At 42.8% G+C, this 19,069-nt stretch carries 17 protein-coding genes and 1 tRNA gene; 14 read left to right on the forward strand and 4 right to left on the reverse strand.

The features are described from left to right. The first annotated feature begins 35 nt into the window (after positions 1 to 35). The 12 genes from AUJ82_07890 (at position 36) to AUJ82_07945 (ending at position 11,543) form a co-directional block, all read left to right on the forward strand. Positions 36 to 1,163: a hypothetical protein gene (locus tag AUJ82_07890; GenBank protein ID OIO58629.1), complete on the forward strand. Its 1,128-nt coding sequence runs from the start codon at positions 36 to 38 to the stop codon at positions 1,161 to 1,163. A 100-nt stretch (positions 1,164 to 1,263) separates the two neighbouring features. Beyond that, positions 1,264 to 2,424 carry a UDP-4-amino-4,6-dideoxy-N-acetyl-beta-L-altrosamine transaminase gene (locus AUJ82_07895; protein OIO58630.1) on the forward strand — a complete coding sequence of 387 codons (1,161 nt, stop codon included), beginning with the start codon at positions 1,264 to 1,266 and terminating at the stop codon, positions 2,422 to 2,424. 620 nt (positions 2,425 to 3,044) lie between these two features. Continuing rightward, positions 3,045 to 3,950 (forward strand): hypothetical protein, encoded by a 906-nt coding sequence (locus AUJ82_07900; GenBank protein OIO58730.1) that lies wholly within the window; start codon positions 3,045 to 3,047, stop codon positions 3,948 to 3,950. A 50-nt stretch (positions 3,951 to 4,000) separates the two neighbouring features. Then, positions 4,001 to 4,363, forward strand: a complete 363-nt coding sequence (locus AUJ82_07905) for a hypothetical protein (GenBank protein OIO58631.1) — start codon at positions 4,001 to 4,003, stop codon at positions 4,361 to 4,363. 115 nt (positions 4,364 to 4,478) lie between these two features. Beyond that, complete coding sequence (locus AUJ82_07910; protein OIO58632.1) at positions 4,479 to 5,465, forward strand: hypothetical protein; 987 nt, start codon at positions 4,479 to 4,481, stop codon at positions 5,463 to 5,465. Between the two features lie 324 nt (positions 5,466 to 5,789). Further along, positions 5,790 to 6,518: a hypothetical protein gene (locus tag AUJ82_07915; GenBank protein OIO58731.1), complete on the forward strand. Its 729-nt coding sequence runs from the start codon at positions 5,790 to 5,792 to the stop codon at positions 6,516 to 6,518. An 18-nt stretch (positions 6,519 to 6,536) separates the two neighbouring features. Beyond that, positions 6,537 to 8,000: an RNA polymerase sigma-54 factor gene (locus tag AUJ82_07920; GenBank protein OIO58633.1), complete on the forward strand. Its 1,464-nt coding sequence runs from the start codon at positions 6,537 to 6,539 to the stop codon at positions 7,998 to 8,000. 125 nt (positions 8,001 to 8,125) lie between these two features. Beyond that, entirely contained in the window at positions 8,126 to 8,569 is a 444-nt protein-coding gene (locus tag AUJ82_07925; protein OIO58634.1) for a hypothetical protein, read from the forward strand. Continuing rightward, positions 8,553 to 9,203, forward strand: coding sequence for a lipoyl(octanoyl) transferase (locus AUJ82_07930; protein ID OIO58635.1), 651 nt, complete (start codon positions 8,553 to 8,555; stop codon positions 9,201 to 9,203). Before AUJ82_07925 ends, AUJ82_07930 begins: the two co-directional genes overlap by 17 nt. Before the next feature lie 64 nt (positions 9,204 to 9,267). After that, on the forward strand, positions 9,268 to 10,155 hold the full coding sequence (locus AUJ82_07935) for a hypothetical protein (protein ID OIO58636.1): 888 nt from the start codon (positions 9,268 to 9,270) through the stop codon (positions 10,153 to 10,155). A gap of 9 nt (positions 10,156 to 10,164) precedes the next feature. Continuing rightward, positions 10,165 to 11,109, forward strand: a complete 945-nt coding sequence (locus tag AUJ82_07940) for a hypothetical protein (protein ID OIO58637.1) — start codon at positions 10,165 to 10,167, stop codon at positions 11,107 to 11,109. Next, the gene (locus AUJ82_07945) at positions 11,106 to 11,543 is read left to right on the forward strand and encodes a tRNA (adenosine(37)-N6)-threonylcarbamoyltransferase complex ATPase subunit type 1 TsaE (protein ID OIO58638.1); all 438 of its coding nucleotides are present in this window, start codon (positions 11,106 to 11,108) and stop codon (positions 11,541 to 11,543) included. The genes AUJ82_07940 and AUJ82_07945 overlap by 4 nt, the downstream gene beginning before the upstream one ends. A 4-nt stretch (positions 11,544 to 11,547) precedes the next feature. Here AUJ82_07945 and AUJ82_07950 read toward each other — a convergent pair whose 3' ends face one another. The 3 genes from AUJ82_07950 to AUJ82_07960 all read right to left on the reverse strand — a co-directional run bounded on the left by AUJ82_07950 (position 11,548) and on the right by AUJ82_07960 (position 14,852). Next, positions 11,548 to 13,131, reverse strand: a complete 1,584-nt coding sequence (locus tag AUJ82_07950; GenBank protein ID OIO58639.1) for a hypothetical protein — start codon at positions 13,129 to 13,131, stop codon at positions 11,548 to 11,550. 704 nt (positions 13,132 to 13,835) lie between these two features. Continuing rightward, positions 13,836 to 13,928: transfer RNA gene (locus tag AUJ82_07955), tRNA-Ser, on the reverse strand. A gap of 123 nt (positions 13,929 to 14,051) precedes the next feature. Then, on the reverse strand, positions 14,052 to 14,852 hold the full coding sequence (locus AUJ82_07960; protein ID OIO58640.1) for a hypothetical protein: 801 nt from the start codon (positions 14,850 to 14,852) through the stop codon (positions 14,052 to 14,054). A gap of 50 nt (positions 14,853 to 14,902) precedes the next feature. Between AUJ82_07960 and AUJ82_07965 the strand changes: the two genes are divergently transcribed. Together AUJ82_07965 and AUJ82_07970 are read left to right on the forward strand one after the other, a co-directional pair. Beyond that, positions 14,903 to 16,339: a hypothetical protein gene (locus tag AUJ82_07965; protein OIO58641.1), complete on the forward strand. Its 1,437-nt coding sequence runs from the start codon at positions 14,903 to 14,905 to the stop codon at positions 16,337 to 16,339. 71 nt (positions 16,340 to 16,410) lie between these two features. Continuing rightward, the gene (locus AUJ82_07970) at positions 16,411 to 16,869 is read left to right on the forward strand and encodes an acetolactate synthase (GenBank protein OIO58642.1); all 459 of its coding nucleotides are present in this window, start codon (positions 16,411 to 16,413) and stop codon (positions 16,867 to 16,869) included. 23 nt (positions 16,870 to 16,892) lie between these two features. Here AUJ82_07970 and AUJ82_07975 read toward each other — a convergent pair whose 3' ends face one another. Next, the gene (locus tag AUJ82_07975; GenBank protein ID OIO58643.1) at positions 16,893 to 19,004 is read right to left on the reverse strand and encodes a hypothetical protein; all 2,112 of its coding nucleotides are present in this window, start codon (positions 19,002 to 19,004) and stop codon (positions 16,893 to 16,895) included. Between the last annotated feature and the right edge of the window lie 65 nt (positions 19,005 to 19,069).

Here is a 19,069-nt window from a genome sequence, read left to right on the forward strand (position 1 = left end):
CCTACCTAAATTCAACTATAAAAAAAGAGAGTATTATGAAAAAGACACTCATGGGCCTATCGGTCTTAATATTATCCGGATGCGCGACTGTCGGGCCTTCTGCGGTAAAACAGGCTCATCGCCCCTATAACGAAGCTTTGGTTCAAAGCTGGAAAGAGCAAATGTTATTAAACATAGTTCGCTTAAAGTATCGTGATAATCCTTATTTTCTGGATGTTACGGGCATTAATACATCCTATGTGTTGAACGCAAATGTAAGAAGTGAGCTCAAGGTTTTGCCTAAGGCATCTGACGCAAACACGATTACCCCTTCCGCGGGCGTAAGTTATGAGGAAAAACCAACTATTACTTATAATCCGGTACAAGGTAAGGATTTTGTAAAGCAAATGCTTTCCCCAATGTCTAGTTCTTCAATGCTTAAGTTAGCTGAAGCTGGTTGGAGTATGGAACGTGTATTTAGTGTGTGTGTGGAGCGTGTAAATCAATTACAAAACGCACCTTCAGCTTCTGGCCCAACGCCTGATTATGTTCCGGAATATGAAAAGTTTGCTCAATGGGTAGCTTCCTTAAGAAAGCTTCAAATAGCAGGCTTGATTGATATCGGTAAGGAACCCGATGCAGGAGACTCAGAGAGGCGTGCAAAGTTAAAAGAACTTGGCTTTAGCCCTAGCGACCAAGACAGTATCGTAATGAAAATTCGTCGTGATCCCAATTATGCTACTACTATTGATGAGTTTTATAGCATCCTCGGTGCTTCCAAGAGCTCGGAAATGCTTAAATTTAACAGCAATTTCGTAAAACAATCTGAAAGCAAGGTAACGATGCGTACCCGTTCTCTTATGGGAATGCTTTTCTACATGTCCCAAGGAATCGAAGTGCCTGAAGAACATATTAATAAAGGTCTTGTTACGGTAACTCGTTACGAAGACGGCGAAGTCTTTAACTGGAATAAACTTTCCGGAAAAGTTATGCAAATTCGTAGCCAAAAGGATAAGCCAAAGGATTGTGCGTTAAGAGTCTACTATCGTGGATATTGGTTCTTCATTGCTGATAATGATTTGGCTTCAAAATCAACCTTCTTGTTGTTGACAAAATTGTTCAACCTGCAAGCAGCTTCTGGTGGCGGCGCTTCTCCCGTGCTCACCCTTCCAGTAGGCGGTTGATTTTATTAAGCCAATTTAGTCTATTTCAAGCCAACCGTAAAATTACGGTTGGCTTTTTTTTCTATTTGCGTGGTTAGATGGGAGTTGATTACCTAGAGATATGCCCCAAAGCGTGATCCCTTATTCTTGCCAGACAATTGATGACAGTGACATCGAGTCTGTTATCAATGTCTTAAAATCGAATTTTTTAACACAAGGGCCCGCGTGCGCGCAGTTTGAAGAAGCGCTTAAAACGGTTACCGGTGCCGAGCATGCGATTGCAGTGAGTAACGGCACAGCAGCCTTGCATCTTGCGTGTCTTGCCATGGGGGCAGACTCCAATTTCGTGGGCATAACATCCCCCATCACTTTTGCGGCCTCTGCAAATTGTTTATTGTATGCGGGATCAGAAGTAGTTTTTTGCGATGTTGACCCGATTAACGGGCTCATGGATTTAACATCATTAGCCGACACAGTTGCCAGAATAGATAGCAGAGGAGCCATAATACCCGTAAACATAAACGGTAAGTGTTGTGATTTACCCGAAATTAATAAGATTGCGCTCGAGAAAGGATGGCAGGTCCTGGAAGATGCAGCTCATAGTCTTGGCGGAAGTTATGCTGATACAACCGGCAAACGTTACCAAAGTGGGAGTTGTTCTCATTCAACAGCTTCGATCTTAAGTTTTCACCCAGTAAAACATATTTGCACGGGGGAGGGAGGTGCGGTTTTGACTAATGACAAATCTGTTGCAGAGCATATTCGCTTGCTGCGATCACATGGCATTCATCGCCCTGGGCTACCCGAGCAACCAGCATGGTTTTATGAGCAAATAGAGCTTGGCTGGAATTATCGTTTAACAGAAATGCAAGCTGCTTTGGGCGTTTCTCAGTTAAAGCGATTGCCTCAATTTATTACTCGTAGACGGCAAATCGCTCAGCGTTATTACGAAGAATTGAATAAAGCGCCGTTTGACCACGTTTTTAGCCTCCCTGTAGACGATCCTGGCCACGTTTACCATTTGTTTGCCATTCAGTGCAAAGCATCAACTGTGCGGGACGATCTGCATAGGTTTTTAAAAGAGAAAAATATAATGACGCAGATCCATTATATTCCTGTCTACAAGCACCCCTATTATGAAAGGCGCTTTGGTAAAATTCGTTTACCCGGTGCGGAGGCTTATTTTAAAGGCTGCCTGAGTATTCCCATTTACCCGAAGATGACAGAGGCGGATCAAGACAGAGTCATAGCGGCATTAACAACTTTTTGCACACAAGGATGAGTTACGTTTTACTAGAAGGCCATACGTTAAGAAATGAAACCTATGAGATCGTCTCGCTTCGGGAGCAGGATATCATGTCCATTAAAGAATGGAGAAATGCCCAGATTGATGTGCTACGCCAGAAAACACCTCTTACTGATGAAGATCAACGAAAGTATTTTTTACAGGTTATTCAGCCGACTTTTATTGAGAAGGAACCCCGGCAAATTTTAGTCAGTATTTTGTTAAACGGAGAATTGATCGGTTACGGCGGGCTTGTTCACATGGACTGGGAAGCCAGGCGCGCGGAAGTTTCATTTCTCGTGGCAACGGAAAGGGCAAACCATGAAGCCACGCAGCGAGCTGATTTTTCTCATTATTTACAACTCATTAAACAATTAGCCTTTGATGTCCTTCACTTGAACCGCCTGACTGCTGAGACGTTTAATATTCGCCCGATGCATATACAGGTGCTTGAAGAAAACGGGTTTTTGTTGGAAGGTATATTGAAACAGCATGCTGTTGTGAGAGGAGAGCTTGTGGATTCTATTTGCCACGGTCTCTTGCGAGATCGGTTTGAGGCCGAAAAAGGTAATCTGGGTAATGTTCTTGTTACAAGCTTGTCTGGAAAATTTTCTCTTATTGAAGCGGTTAAGAAGGCAGCTTATCAGCTAGGCATAAAAAAAATATTTGGAGGTGATGCGAGTGCGCACTGTCTGGCCAAGAGCAGAGTAGGGGAGTTCTGGCAGATGCCTCGATTGGAAGCGTTGCCCGTAAATGCCCTGGTTGAATATTGCCAACAGCACAACATCATGTTTATCATACCCACAAGAGATGGGGAGTTGGCGTACTTTGCGGAACACAAAAAAGAGCTCGCAAAGAAAAATATATTTGTGATGGTTTCGAATCCTACGGCAGTACAGCACTGCCTCGATAAAGTAGCGTTTTATGATGCGCTGAAGACGGACGGTTTGACTGTGGTAGAAACCGCTTTAAAGATGTATGAACTAAAGGACGTGAATAGCTATGTTATAAAAGAGCGTAATGGAGCGGGATCGCGAGGATTACTGTTAAACGCTAGTAAAGCCGAAGCGATGACGTTTGCGAAGGATCTTAATCAGCCTATTTTTCAACCGTTTATAGAGGGTAAAGAGTTTAGCGCGGATGTTTATGTGACTAAAAACAAGGAGGTCAAAGGCGTAGTACTTCGTTGGCGAGAAGTTGTCGTAAACGGAGAATCAAAAAAAACGACCACATTTCAAAACAAAGAAATTGAAAACACGATCTCCCAAGCCGCTCTATCATTAGGCCTCTACGGGCACGCTGTCTTACAAGGCATTGTAGATAAAAACAAAAGAGTTTATTTAATAGAAGCAAATTGCCGTTTTGGGGGAGCTTCAACACTAAGTTTAGCTGCGGGACTGAACAGTTTTGTATGGTTTATTGCAGAGTCCGTGGGCGGTGATATCAATCAATTTAAGTTCGTACACCCACAACGCCCATTGACGATGATCAAAGGCGAGATGGATATAGTGTTTGTTGACTGAAAGAACGTTACGCTCTTGACGGTTAAGATTACACGACATAATTTCATGTTATGAGGAAGCTAGCGCCAGAAATTTACCGCCAACGTTTGTTGATTGAGGGTTATTACACTGAAACCGTTACCCGTGAGTTTTTAGACCAATATTTAAGAGATCTTGCCGGCTTCCTGAACTTACGCCTCTACGCAGACCCTATTATCTTTTCCCCGGCAACGGGAATGGGCAAAGAAGATAACGAAGGCTTTGATGCGTTTGTACCCTTGATTGATTCCGGCATATCGGTTTATGTTTGGTCGAAAGCCAAATTTTTCTCTATCGTGATTTACACCTGCAAAGGATTTGATGAAGAAACAGCTACCGAATTTACAAAATCCTTCTTTAAGGCACAGCCAGGCGTTGAATCTATGTCCTTTTAATGTCGTAGCATAACGATTTCGAGAAAAGCGTAAATTATTGACAATTTGGGTGAAAAATGGGATGATTATCATAAGTCCCTAGACCTTTTTTACTCTTATAATTTGCCGCTATTCTATGAATATTTATTTTTGGGGCACACGAGGATCCCTACCTGCATCATTAACTGCGGAAGCGGTTCGCAGGAAAATAAGAAAGACACTCCAGACGGCAGTGTTAGAAGGGCTTCCGGGATCCGATGAAATTGAAGACTGGATAGATAAATATCTCCCCTTTTCTGTAGCAGGCACCTACGGTACAAATACTCCCTGTGTTCAGATTAAAGATGACTCTTTATCCAATGAATATATTTTATGTGATGCCGGCACCGGGCTACGAGATTTTGCCGTAAAATTCATGGCTTCCCCAGAAGCGTCCAAGCCCGCTACATTTCATATTTTTATGTCTCATCTTCATTGGGACCATGTACAAGGCTTCCCTTTTTTCCTGCCGATTTACTCCCCAAAAAATCGTATTATTTTTCACGGTTACCACAAAGAGACTAAACGGGTTTTGTGCGAGCAAATGCAATCACCTGTGTTCCCTTATGATTTTGAAGATCTGCCCTCAACGATTGAATTTGATATCAAAGAGCCCTGTGAGCCATTTGATGTGGGTGGTTTTCATGTGAAAACAATTACGCAAGTGCATCCGGGGATTTCCTACGGTTACCGGTTTGAAAAGGACGGCAGAACGGTCGTTTATTCCACAGATTCCGAGCATAAAGAAATTGCGAATATGGAGCATTACCCCTTTATTGACTTCTTTGCTGATGCGGATTTGCTGATCGCTGATGCCCAATATTCCCTTCTGGATGCGACTTACTTTAAAGAGGACTGGGGGCACTCTAGTAACATCATGGCGGTAGAGCTCGCTGCTCGGGCACGCGTGCAGCGTTTGGTGCTCTTCCATATGGAGCCCACAAGCTCAGATGAGCATTTGGATGATTTTATTTTTGATACAAAGGTGTATTGCAATATTTATGAAAATGAATTCAAGAATAAAGGGTTACCCTTCCCCTCAGATATTGCTATTGCTTACGACGGGTTAGAAATTGAGCTGTGAGTTGACAATTTTAAGAATGAATACGATGATTTTAACTATTACGCGAGGAACGACACTGTGAAAGATAAAAAAATATTCTCCGAGTGCACTTATGAGCTCACCCGAACGATTGCCGAAGGCGGCATGGGCGCGGTTCATGAAGCATTGCAGCACGGCACGGACGACTTCGCAAAGAAGGTTGCCATAAAGGTTATTCGGGAGGAATACTCCAATATTCCGGAGTTTCGCGCTAACTTTGTAGGAGAGGCGCGTTTGGTAGCTGACTTAATCCATACAAACATCGTCCAAACCTACCACTTAGGCCAGGTCAAAGGCCAATATTATATGGTGATGGAGTACGTTAATGGTATTAACCTGGAAGACTTCATCATCAGACATCTGGAGATTAACCAACTTATTCCGGTAGACTTGGCCGTATTTTTAATTTCCAGAGTGTGCCGTGGGCTAGCCTACGCGCATCAAAAGAGAGATGACCGCGGGCGCTTGTTGGGCATTGTTCACAGAGACGTTAATCCCAAAAATATCATGATTTCCTTTGAAGGCGATGTTAAGTTGACCGACTTCGGAATAGCTAAAGCGCTGGATCTCATGTATAATGTGGAGGGCGAAGTCATTGCCGGTAAGGATGAGTATCTATCTCCGGAACAAGCTAAGCGCGAAGTCACAGACCACAGGGCAGACCTTTTTTCATGCGGTGTTGTGATGGCCGAATTACTTTTAGGCTATAATATTTTTGAAGCGGATGATCCTGAGGAAACCCACCTTAATATTAAGGAAGGTGAGCTCCCTGATTTTACAACGTTAGATGAACGTATAGATCCAGCCCTCAGCAAGATCATCAAAAAAGCCTTAGAACGGCCTCGAGAGGATCGCTATCAGACCGCGTATGAGATGTTAACTGCCTTGGAGATTTATCTCTATAGCGATGGTTATGGTCCTACAAATGAAAAAATGGCGCTATATGTAAAAGATTTGTATGCCCAAAACGATTCTACGGCAATTAAGCGTTGGAAAGACAAAGACACAAGAGGTTTCACTAAAGCAGATTTTTAATAAAGGAAATAGAATTGAATGAATTCGGGGTATAATCAGTCACAAAGACAAACACAATCTCAGGTACAGTATATTGCCCCGCAGTTACGTCAATCCCTTAAAATACTACAATCGTCTGCCCTGGAGCTTCGTAAGGCTATCTTGGAGGAATTGCAGACTAATCCGACTCTTGAAGAGCTTCCGCTAGAAGATATCAGTCTTGAAGAAAAGGAGGATGCTTCAGCTTCTGATGAAGATCGCCTGGATAACGATCATTCTTCAAATGCCGAAGAACTGGATTTTGGGGAAGATTATGCTATCCTCAAAAAAATGGAGGAGGACTGGCGTGATAATTATTCTGAAAATGCCACGCTACAAAAGTATACTTCGGAGGATGAAAAGCGCAGACAGTATTTTTTTGATTCGCTAGTCAGCGAAACCTCCCTTCAAGAATACTTAATGGAGCAAGCGGTATTATCCGAATGTAATCCAGATGTGCTCAAGGCGCTTCGCTATCTCATTGGTAGTTTAGATGATCATGGTTTTCTGACTACTTCGATGGACGAGCTTGCCAATGCTTCCGGTTATCCGAAGGAAGACTTGGAAACGGGTGTGGCTTTGTTAAAAACTTTTGATCCTATGGGTATTGGCTGTTCTTCCGTACAGGATTGCCTCATCTACCAATTAGAATCACGCGAAGATGTTTGCCCTGTTGCCATTAAAATTCTAAAAGAGCACTATGCTTTGTTTTTAAGAAGGAGAGTGCAGGAACTGGCGCACAAGATTGGTGTGACCGTGCAGCAAATCGAGAAAGCACTCGAAGTGATCACCTCATTGGATCCGGATCCAGGTGGACGTTTTCGTGAAGATACAAACCGTTCCGTTGCTCCGGATGCCACGATCGATAAGCAAGGTGAGGACTGGGTTGTATCGCTTAACTCCGATTACATCCCTCGATTAAGGATTAATCAGACATACAAATCGCTCATTGCGAAGGGTACCTTGAAGGACAAGGAAAAGGAATATTTGCGAGATAAAATCAAATCCAGTAAGTTTCTCATCAGCGCCATAGAACAGCGCCAACAAACATTAGAGAAGATTTCTTGGGAAATATTTAACGCGCAGTTAGATTTTTTCGAAAGGGGTATTGCTCACCTCAAGCCGCTGACAATGCATGAGATTGCAGATAAAATGGGGGTTCATGAGACTACCATCAGCCGAGCAATCGCAAACAAATTTATCAAAACACCTTATGGTGTCTACGATATGAAGTATTTTTTCACCTCAGGTTTTACCGCGGAGGATGGTAGTACTATTTCAAACACAACTATTAAGGATAAGATCGCCCACATAATAACGATGGAAGATCCCGTAAAACCCTACAGTGATCAAAAAATTGTGGAAATGCTCAAACTTGAGAACATCAGCGTGGCTCGCAGAACCGTTGCTAAATACAGGGACGAATTGGGGATCGCGCCTACAAGCATGCGCAGACGTTTTTAGCCTTTTTGTTTAAAAACATCCTAGATGCCTCGTGTACTGCATAAATCCCCAATGTTGAAATTGTAGAAAATAATGATTGCATTTTTGGGGATTGTTTTTCATCATAGTGCTCATTTCAATCTATTATGAATCAAGCTAAGCATCTCATTAATTCATTTTTTTATATATTATTTTTACTATTTTTTACTATTTTAGTACAGGCATCGGTACCTAACATTAATTGTGGGGACGTAGAGGCAAACACTTCTCTCTGCGAAAAGGAGCTGGATATAGAATTTTATCGTATAGAAAGTGAATATACTCTTATTAAATATAAAGTAATCGAAAACATTTGGGATTACAATGAATGTAAGTCGTCTATTTTTTTGGCCAATAAAAGGCTTACTGAATTTAAAGCAATCATAAATACTGTTGATGGCCTGAATCCTGAAAAACTTAACGTTTGGAATGACACCATTGATAAGATGGGGCATAGCTTGCACGGCATCCTCAACTTTCTCGAAACTAATGTCATTGCCTTCTTAAACGGCACGCGACATTCTGGTGCTTCTAATGAGTACATTATGTAAGTTGGCTATTGTAGACTGGGGTAACACGTCTTACGCTGAGGCTTTTAATCGCCAAATTCAGCTTGTAGAGCAAAGGCTTGCAGGTGTAGTACCCGATACTCTCGTCTTCACAGAACACAATCCGGTCTATACGATTGGCAAACGAAAGGATGCCGCTCAGAATTTGTTATTAAATAACGAACAGCTTGCCAAACAAGGTATCGAGGTTTTCCAAACGAATAGAGGAGGGGATATCACTTACCACGGGCCTGGGCAATGCGTGGGTTACCCGATCATAGACCTGAATAGCAAACGCGACTTGCATAGGTATCTAAGGGACTTGGAAGAAGTCATTATACGAACATTGAAACGTTTTGGATTAAACGCGACTCGCCGAGAGGGAAAGACCGGTATCTGGATAGAGGATCGCAAAATAGCGGCTATCGGCGTTGCGGTGAAACGTTGGGTAACTTATCACGGGTTTGCATTGAATGTGAATAATGATTTAACCCCTTTCTCGGGCATTATTCCCTGTGGAATTCCTATTACAGAGGGGAAAGTCACTTCTTTGAAGCAAGAGACAAGCCAAGCGCACGATATGGAAGCGGTTAAGACGCTCTTGGAAAGTGAGTTTGCTAAAACGTTTGTAGATTAACTCCGGTAACGAGCAGGCCTGAGATTGACTTTAGTAGCGCTTTTATTGTACCTTGGAACACTCCATGTTTGATAAATCTCTAACTGTCAGTACAACCCTTATTGTCTACGCGACAATTGTTTGCCTAACCGCCTTGTTCTGCTTTTTTTATGATATCAAGAGATTATTTAGGGTAAAACCGAGACTGGCTCCTACATGGTACGGCGATTGGTATCATTTTGGGTTCTTTATATGGGGTATCATCCTTATCTTTCTCTTTGCCCAGCGGGGTACGATTGATCTTTTAATCCGGTATAATCTGGTTTCCGGCCCCTATTGGGCTCCGATTATAGCAGGTGCTGTCACACAAGTTTTAATGTTTGCTTTTATAGTATTGTGTTATAAAAAACTGCCGGATTTATATCCCAAGAATATTAACAGCGAAGATACCTGCCACGGGAAAGCTTTTTTGCAGGGAATATTTGATTGTTTTGCGGCGCTTCCCGTTATTTGGCTTGTGGGCCTTGCTTGGGGCAGTTTTCTTACCTTTTTGAAGAAGATGGGGCTGCCGATTGAAATTAAGCCTCAATTTATCGTTGAAATTTTTTCAAAAGCAGAGTCACCCGCATTGATCACAACGATCTTCATCATGGCTGCCTGTTTGGCTCCCATGGTTGAAGAGCTTATTTTTCGTGGGGGGATGTACCGTTTCTTAAAGTCAAAATACTCGATGCCTATGGCTTTTGGCGCGAGTGCGTTATTCTTCGCACTCCTGCATTTTAGTTTAATATCTAGCTTGCCGCTCTTTGTCATGGGCCTCTTCTTGGCAAAAGCTTACGAACGTACGGGAAACATACTCACGCCCATGGCACTTCATGCCACCTTTAATTTAAACACACTCGTGCTCTTATTAATTGAGCCGGATTTAACTCTCATGCAACAATCTGGCTTTTTGTTAAATAGTTTGTTTTAATAAAAAATTGTGTTCACAGACGATCTTAAACAATCCGTACAATTCTTGGGAGAAAGCGAACTTTTAGTAAAAATTCGCCAATGGATTCTTCCCGTCTCAAAACCTTTCCCAGAGGGCCCAGGGGATGATTGCGCGGTAATCGACACTTACCCTGAGAGAAAGATTTTGGTGACAACTGATGGCGTGGTTCTCAACCGTCACTTTACTGAAGCGACTGATCCAAAAGCAGTGGGGAGTAAATTGGTTAAACGCAATCTCAGTGATATTGCAGCGATGGGAGGTGTGCCAAAAAATATGGTCATGGCTACCATGCTTCCTGCGAATTTAAGCATCTCCTGGTTTGAAGCTTTCTTAAAAGGAGCAGTTGAGGAATGCCTTAAATATAGTGTTGTGCTAAACGGCGGCGATATCACTCAGTTCCCTAATAATTATTTTGCCGCCTATGTTACGCTTATGGGGTCAGCAGACAAAGTCATTACACGTAAAGGGGGAAAGGTAGGGGATCTTATTGTAACAACAGGTGCCTTGGGCGGAAGTATTCATGGCAAGCACTTAAGCTTTTCCCCCCGTTTACGTGAAGGACAATGGCTTGCTACGCGCAAGGAAGTCAAGGGAATGATCGATATCACTGATGGCCTCACTAAAGATTTGCCTGAACTCTTGCCCGAAAATACACAGGCTCGTATAGATCTTTCTGCTATCCCATTAAATGATACCGCAACTTCCCTGCTATCTGCTTTTAGTGATGGTGAGGATTACGAGCTTCTTTTTACCCTAGATGCTGATTGCGACTGGGACAATTTTTATTCTGATTGGAAAAAGCAATTTACGCTTCCGTTAACCTGTATTGGTAAAATAAATACAAAAGCAGCACAACACCCATCCGCGCTCTTTATTAACGATCTAACAAACGAGCCCATTGAAGCTGCTCCAGGCTACCAACACTTACTATGACCTTTTTAGAAAAATGGCAAACGGGCATCTTGAGCCACTCAGCGGAAGAAACAGAACAGCTGGCTGCCGAGCTCGCTAACGAGATTCCTGAAGATTGGGTGCTGGCGCTGCATGGCACACTAGGTGTCGGGAAAACCACTTTTGTGCGTGGGCTAGCGCGAGCTTGGGGGATTACTGGTACTATAACAAGCCCTACATACACGTTATTTAATATTTATAAAGGAAAGCGTAACCTTGTGCATCTAGACGCTTATAGAATTGAAAGCCAAGCCGAGATGGAAAACTTGCTTCTGGAAGAATTTTTAGTCCCCCCGTTTTGCCTTGCTGTAGAATGGCCTCGCAACGAGCTTCTTGTAGACTGGAATGAAAAATGCTGGCATCTTTACCTTTCTATAAAAGGCGAGAACCAGCATTTTATACAATTAAAATTCTAAAAGCTTACTGTTTTTCAGAGGAATCGGCTTCACTTTCAAGTGTAGCTTCATCAGCAGGTATTACAGTTTCTTTGGCTTCAGAATCTTCTAATGCTTTTTCCAAAGGCATTTTTTCTTCGGCAACATCTTTAGCTGAAATAGGTGGCTTTGTGCCCTTTTGAACAGGGGGAGCATATAAATGACCGTCCCCGTATTCTGTCACATATCCTTCTGTTACAAGCCAACGCAGATCCAACATCAAACGACGAACCTTTTCTTCATCCTCAGGAGACAGCTCTATCTTTTCAGAAGTAGGTTGCTCTGTACTTGCTTCCTCGCCCTCAACCGTGGCTGTAACCGGTTCCACTTGTTTAGTGGTCTCAACACCCAAGTAAGCCTTAGGGAGATCCATAGCGGTTAGATTCACATTCTTTTCAATGAAATCAATTAATTTTGCAAGATTTTCAGCAAGCACAGTATCTTCTGCTCGGAATCTCCGCTTAACCGCAGAGACATAAGAAACACCATGGCTGCCCTTCTTGTAGATAACGAAATTCATATGGCGCAATACACCACGTAGGGAGTTGGCTGTATCCAAAGGAAAACGTTTTTGATGCTCCAATGCTCCGAAAACCGCGCGTTTAATGTTACCTGAAGGAATTTCTTCAATAACCTTGCCGGGCAAGCGAATAGAATTCACTTCCTGAACGATCTGGTCTTTACAATTTTTTATGAAGTAATTACGTACCGCTTCGATAGAATTCAAAGTGAGTGGCTCTTGGCCTTCCTTGATATTCTTTAGGTTGTAGCTGTGTTGTTTGGACATTTTTTCCAACCAAGTCTTTACCTGCTCTTCATCCCGAATCGTTTCTATCTTGGAGATAAACTTTTCATACGGAAGATGAGAGAAATGCGAAATATAATGCTCTTTGAGAAGATCCGGGTAACGGTGATAATTTGGTGGCCCAAGCAGCTCCCCTGTAATGCCACATTTATTGATAACTTGGAAATTCCCTTTCGGTGCTTCAACAGTGACTTCTTCAACATCAAAGAACTTATCCAAATGGTTCTTCAAAACATGGCCGATGGCATCAGCTTCACTTTCGAAAGGCATGCCGTCTGGCACAGAAATATACAGCTTTTTTTCTTCGAGTACTTTACCTTCTTTGTCCTTTTTAGGAAGCGGTTTTATTGAAACCACAAAACGTTCCGGTTTTTGCAAAATGAGCTGGGAAATTTCAAACAGTTCATAGGTGCGGCAAGAACTACGAATAACCTTTCCTAATGACTGAAAGGGCGCTTCTTCCGGATAAAATTTTACATCTACCGTGGGGATGAAGATTGGCCGAGTACTCCCTCTCTGCTGGCGAACGGGATCAGTAAAAGCACTGTGTCTCGGCTTGTTGCTGCGGGGGAAATCTTTTTGTTCTCTTTCTCGTTTACGATGGGGTGGCTTTGATCGCTTCTGCCTATCTGAGTGATCCTGTTTTCTGGGCGGTGAAGCATGCCACTTTGGTTGCAGGCAAATATCTTTCAATTCGCTTAAATCAATACTATCTCTATTTTGATCAAAATTCTTTTCGTTTGGATCGTTCGGTATCGTAGACATCTATTTCTTATAAGTTATGTTGTTTTAGTAAAAAACCTATTTTAGGACATATTTTCAGAGAAAGCCAATGAAAATCTCAAGCAGAATACACGTTTCTGGGCGTTTTTTAGCAAAATAACTGCTTTATAAAGGGGTTATTTGTTATTTTTGCTCACCGCATCCGATTAATGACGCCCTTTCAATAGCCATAATGTGACACGTTGTAACGCCATCAAACGCTTCCCTAACGAATTTAAAACCCGCTTTTTCATAACACCGAATAGCTCGCTTGTTTGTTTTTGCAGGATCAATCAATAGGGTTTTTGCATTAAAATGCTCGAAAATATGGATTAGAAAGGTCTTAACCATTTGTGTTCCATACCCTTTATCTAAGAAGTTTTCCTCTCCTATAAACAAATCCATACAAAACGTTCCCGGTTCTTCATGGGTAAACAATCCTTTTGGTTCAGGGCAAAGCGTGCGGTAGGCATACAAATCACAGCACTGGATATAACCTATAGGCTTATTGTCTAAAAAGGTCATATAAGGGAAATCATACCCATTACCTTTGATTTTTTCATAAATATAATCGGCAGTCTCATACCCATCCATGAACCAAAGCGCCTTAATATAAGGTTTGGCAATCCAAGTCTGCCAAACGGGAACATCAGCGTCCTGCATGGGCTTAAAGATTATTTTATGGAGCGTTTGCATGCTTACCAAAATGGCGGAGAGAGAGGGATTTGAACCCTCGAGACCCGTTTTATAGGTCTACCTTCTTAGCAGGAAGGCGCTTTCGGCCACTCAGCCATCTCTCCAATTAAAAAATCGATGTCTAAAATCATCACAAATCCCATACAAGGTCAAGCTTCTACTTTAATTAAATTGTAACCTGCAGCACAAAACTGGGTTAGCGCAAGATCTTTTGCGTTTTGCTTCACTTATTCGACTTCAAACTCAAGCAATACCGGCAAATGGTCCGATAGATAGGTCTTTATTACCCGGCAATCAATTAATTTATAGCACTTGGGTAGGAATACAAAGTCTAGGCCTTTGTAAGGCAAAAAAGCGGGGTAGGTGTACTTCTTTACAGGAAAGAGATTATAATCCGCGTGGTTTTTCTGCATGTGATCAAACAGATGGTTAACGGCATCATTTGTCTTTTTAGATTTGCTGTTAAAGTCCCCGCAAATAATAGGGGCAATGGGCTCATTTAGGCTTTCTGGGTGCTTTTGCTGGCAAATAAAGTCTATAAAATGTTCTATCTGTGTGATGCGCTTGCGTCTTGAGCGAAAATCCAGGTGCATGTTGACAATCGGTATAATACGTTTTCCAATTGCGAGTTCTACATACATAAATCCCTTTTCCCCAAGCGTTGCTTCGCCAAAGGGATTGGATTCCCAATACTGAATTGGGTAATGAGAAAGAAGCGCATTCCCGTAAACAAGGCGCTTGGGAGCTTCTCGCACATTAGTGATGCCATGCGCGGCGTAAGGGTAATCCGCCCCTTTTTGCAGTATTTCCAGTAGATCTAAATATTTGTTCCAATGCGAGTCTTGGTCTACTTCTTGCATCGTCACAATGTTTGCGCCGGTACTTTTTAATAAGTCGCTAATTTTGTACAGCACCTTGCGTAGCCTTTTTTCCGAGCTGAATCCCTGGTATAGAGAGAGCCCTCGACCGTGCGCAATGTTGAAATTAAGTAATTTAAGCTTCAAAACCTTCTCGCTTTCACTTCCCATATATAATAAAATTACCTTATTCTGAAAAGCTTTTAGATACTATCTCCTAAATGGAAACAAATCCTCTATATCTCTGGGCTCACGAGCACGATTCTGTTTGGAACTTTTTGAGCACGGTCGTAGTGGCTCATTTGATCACCTTGGTTGGTTTTCTTTTTGCGTTGCTCATCGTAGGGCGCATGTTCAATGAGAAACGTAACCCAAGCAATATATTCGCTTGGACGCTTGCTATCTTCTTTGTTCCCTATGTCAGTGTTCCGCTCTATTTTCTGTTCGGCGGGTTCAAAAGCCAGCGATTAGTGAAAAATAAAAAGCATGTTATCGGTTTAGCTGCCGAGGTTGCAGGTGTCACTAATATTAGTGAGTGGATGGATCGCCAATGGTCCGGTAATTCTTTCGAGCTCTTGGGGGATGGTGAAGTTGCCTACGATGCGTTTTGCCGCGAAATAAAAAATGCTACTAAGAATATCGCGATCATGACCTACATCATTACAAATGATCCCATTGGCCAAAAGATTCTCGAGCTACTTATTCAAAAAACAAAGGAGGGTGTTGATGTTAAACTTTTAGTAGATGCTTTTGGTTCTCTGGGAAGCGCGGGTAAGTTCTTGCAGCCATTGAGGGATGCCGGTGGCCAGGCGGTTCGTTTCATGCCGATGATTCCTGTACACACAAAAACATCAGCAAACCTGCGTAACCACCGCAAAATGGCCATCTTCGATGAAAAGCGCGTTATCATTGGTGGACAAAACATTGATGAGCGTTTTCTGGGTAAGCTGGGTAACCCAAAGTTGTTTCATGATTTTAGTGTACTTATCGAAGGGCCGGCTGTTGATGCCATGCAGCGTATTTTTATTAGCGATTGGTGCTTCACAACGGGCGAAAATCCGGAAAAATTTAGAGACCTTATGGCTTGTACGGCTCAGCCTGCCGGCGATGTCCCTATAGGTGTCGTTGCAAGCGGTCCGGATAGCGATAATGGCGATACGCTTTGGGAGAAATTGATTAAACTTATTCAGGATTCTAAAGAGCATATTGACATAGTGACACCTTACTTTGCACCGGATGAGGTTCTGTTCCAGTCCTTACTCGTCAAGGCAAAGGCGGGGCACAGCATCCGCCTCATTATTCCGGAAAAGTCTAACCAGACGCTTGTAGATTTCGCCCGTCACTACTATTTACGCAAACTCTACAAAGCGGGTGTCAATATCTTGCTTTATAAACCGGGTATGCTCCACGCAAAGCTTTTTATTGTGGATAAAAAGGTGGGGATGCTTGGTTCTGCCAATATGGATATACGCAGTATGTTCGTGAACTTTGAGATCAGTATTTTTGTAAGTACCAAGGAACCGATCGACATTCTGCAGGCTTGGTTAGATAAGTTACTTCCGCTGTGTACCCCTTATGGAGAGTCTAAGCAGGCTTCCGCAGGCGAGAACCGCCGCATTATGGAGGATTTTGCTCACTTGCTCGTTCCGCTTCTCTAATAGTAAGTATACTAAATTCTGTCTTCTTTTTTGTTTCCCTTTATTAAAAAACCTTATTAAATTATTCTTATATGAACTATGAGACAAAAAGACGCCCAAGACATACCCCAATAATGCAATTATCTGTTTTCTCAGAAAACAAGGTCGGTCGTTTAAATGAGCTAATAGGTGTCTTAGCTTCCAATAACATCCACATCATGGGTGTCTGCAGTGTTGATACAACAGATAGTTCTGTTATCAGAATCCTTGTAGACTATATCGAACAAGCCCGCGCACTCCTCGAGGAAAACAATTTTACCTATGCGGAAAACGAAGTCATTGTTGTCGAAATTAATGATGAATCTAGTATCAAAAAAGTGACTTGTTCCCTCGTGGAAGCAGAGATCAATATTCACTATATCTACTCCTTGTTAATGCGCCCACATGGTCGCACTGGCTTAGTGATTCGTTTGGAGGATAACGAGCTCGCCAAAGATGTTCTGAATAGGCATAACGTCTACGTGTTATCCCAAGAGGATATCGCTCGGTAGAATAGAGACGGGGTGATTTCGGTTTACCTCACCAGTAATTCAAATTTCACCTGAAAGCGAAAGTCGTTTTCTCGTGTCGTCCTTATACGATAACCCACAACATACTCAACCGCCCAAGCATTCCCGATGCGTGTTCGGTAACCATATGATTGCTCTGTTAACTGTTTTAAGCGTGCATTATATCGCCATTGCGCTCTGAACTGAGATTTCGCGTTTAAGCGGTACTTCACTTTTAAGAAATACTGATCAGTCCTTCGAATCAAGTTATCAGACAGAAAGTCAACTTGCCACACATTACCATCGAGTAATCTGGTACGCGTGCGTAATTCCTGTAGTTCTCCTTTATTGAAGTCGACTCTGCTAAAGGTAGATAACTGAAGCCAATTCCAGGGGCTGAGCATCAACTCCGTAAAAAAGCTGGAAAATCGGTCTTGCCCGGAATAGCGCTTGAAACGAATATCTTGGTACACATTAAGACCCACCAAATCTCGTCCACCGTATTCTTGGGTTCTTGTTTGTAAAATATTTTCGACTCCCAGGCGCATTGTATTGATGGTTGTCGTCTCGTCAATATTGCGCTTATCTCCTAAATCGAGCGGTCTTAGGTTAGTGTTGAAACCATCAACATCAATGGGCGCGGGTCCGCCTGATCCGTAAGATGCTCTCGGAATATACCTATACTGCACAATCGGTCTCACTAAATGCCTCAGCCCATCAATTTTCCATCGTTTGTTTTGATAATCCCATTGGCCATAGGCATGCCCTTGCAGATCAAAGCCAAATTGCCCACGCAGCACGCGATAATTACTGCCCGAAGTGCTTGAATCAAAATATTCATTAACACGGGTGCCTGCCACAGGAACAATGGTTAACCAGTCAGTGGCATCAAGCGGGTAGGAGAGGTTGTAAAAGAGATCGGCGCGGGTGCTTGATAATTTCGGATTACCCTTCACACGTGGTTGCTCGAGTCGAGCAATGCTGGCAAAGCCGCGCTGGTAAAGATTAGATTCCCCAATGGGCGAAGTCAGGTAATCAAAGCGCACTTCGGGTAGTCGTTCCTGTACGACTTGAAAATCATTCGCTCTCACCCGCAAAAAGAGGGATATGTAATAGTTGTCACCAGGGTAAATGAGTTCCGCAAATGAATCTGGCTGTTGGTTTTTTCTAAACAATGAGGGCCTAAAATCACGCTCTACATCAGAGTCACTCCAATAACTAATCGAACTAGTCATCGTTAGCCCATTATCTAGCCACTGTTGGTTGCGCCACTCAATAAAACCTCTATCCCTTGAAATCTTGTTTCCATTAATATCGGGCTTACGCTTTCCGCGATCATATATATACCCGGATTTTAAATTCCCATGTAATTCGCTCATGGGGCTGAGCGTATTCTTGTACTCCAATGCGGGGCCAAACAAAGGTCCTCGTTTGCTATAACCATCAAGCAATGCGCCCACCTTTAGCTGTTCATTGAGGCGTATAAAAGAGGTCGTCTGAAGGTAAGAACCCAAAAAGTCAGTATGGCCTGCCTTTGCTTTGAAGCGAACGGGGGATTGATACAAGTTCTGCTTATAATGCGGCAAAGAGAAAAAGGAAATCTTCCCCAACCGAAACTTTGCCCGTTCACAGAGCATTGTATCGGGTCGTGTCGATTCTTTCTTATCCTTTTGTAGGGTAATTTCATCCGCGTCCACATGAATCGCAAACGGATCAGGTTCTCCGAAATAGACGGAACTGTTGCGCATGGTAACTTCTTTTTTCCCGCCTGTTAAAGAGTCCCCTTCGGCATATACTGGGTAACGGCCAAGGCGGAATTCTTTTGTGTCTACAATTTGAGTCTCAGTATTCAACGTTGCTTCGTTTGCTAAAAATCTCGTTTTTTTCCGAGTTGCTTGCACATCCCCAATGGCCTCAAGCTCATGCTCCTTTTGTGAATAGCTAATCTCATCTGCTCGCACAAAAAGGCCGTTCTGTTCTAGCGTTGCATTACCACGAGCAATCATCTTTTGCTGATCCTGGTCAAATACAATTGGTTCATCCGCGCTCAATTCAGGTAACTTGTCTTCAGCAAGTAACCCGAAGCTGGCAACAGCTAGCAACAGTCCTGTTAATAATAGATTTCTTGTCCCCGGCACGCTTCAAAATCATATATAGCTATCATCGAAGGACAAGACAATATTCACGCTATCAAGGATCGCTA

Source organism: Verrucomicrobia bacterium CG1_02_43_26, from assembly GCA_001872735.1.
Lineage (GTDB): Bacteria > Verrucomicrobiota > Verrucomicrobiia > Opitutales > CG1-02-43-26 > CG1-02-43-26.

What these genes read in the sequence shown, in the direction of transcription:
- AUJ82_07890 (OIO58629.1), top strand. Translation starts at nt 36, where the DNA reads ATGAAAAAGACACTCATGGGCCTATCGGTCTTAATATTATCCGGATGC.
- AUJ82_07895 (OIO58630.1), top strand. Translation starts at nt 1,264, where the DNA reads ATGCCCCAAAGCGTGATCCCTTATTCTTGCCAGACAATTGATGACAGT.
- AUJ82_07905 (OIO58631.1), top strand. Translation starts at nt 4,001, where the DNA reads ATGAGGAAGCTAGCGCCAGAAATTTACCGCCAACGTTTGTTGATTGAG.
- AUJ82_07910 (OIO58632.1), top strand. Translation starts at nt 4,479, where the DNA reads ATGAATATTTATTTTTGGGGCACACGAGGATCCCTACCTGCATCATTA.
- AUJ82_07915 (OIO58731.1), top strand. Translation starts at nt 5,790, where the DNA reads ATGGTGATGGAGTACGTTAATGGTATTAACCTGGAAGACTTCATCATC.
- AUJ82_07920 (OIO58633.1), top strand. Translation starts at nt 6,537, where the DNA reads ATGAATTCGGGGTATAATCAGTCACAAAGACAAACACAATCTCAGGTA.
- AUJ82_07925 (OIO58634.1), top strand. Translation starts at nt 8,126, where the DNA reads ATGAATCAAGCTAAGCATCTCATTAATTCATTTTTTTATATATTATTT.
- AUJ82_07930 (OIO58635.1), top strand. Translation starts at nt 8,553, where the DNA reads ATGAGTACATTATGTAAGTTGGCTATTGTAGACTGGGGTAACACGTCT.
- AUJ82_07935 (OIO58636.1), top strand. Translation starts at nt 9,268, where the DNA reads ATGTTTGATAAATCTCTAACTGTCAGTACAACCCTTATTGTCTACGCG.
- AUJ82_07945 (OIO58638.1), top strand. Translation starts at nt 11,106, where the DNA reads ATGACCTTTTTAGAAAAATGGCAAACGGGCATCTTGAGCCACTCAGCG.
- AUJ82_07950 (OIO58639.1), bottom strand. Translation starts at nt 13,131, where the DNA reads ATGTCTACGATACCGAACGATCCAAACGAAAAGAATTTTGATCAAAAT.
- AUJ82_07960 (OIO58640.1), bottom strand. Translation starts at nt 14,852, where the DNA reads ATGGGAAGTGAAAGCGAGAAGGTTTTGAAGCTTAAATTACTTAATTTC.
- AUJ82_07965 (OIO58641.1), top strand. Translation starts at nt 14,903, where the DNA reads ATGGAAACAAATCCTCTATATCTCTGGGCTCACGAGCACGATTCTGTT.
- AUJ82_07970 (OIO58642.1), top strand. Translation starts at nt 16,411, where the DNA reads ATGAACTATGAGACAAAAAGACGCCCAAGACATACCCCAATAATGCAA.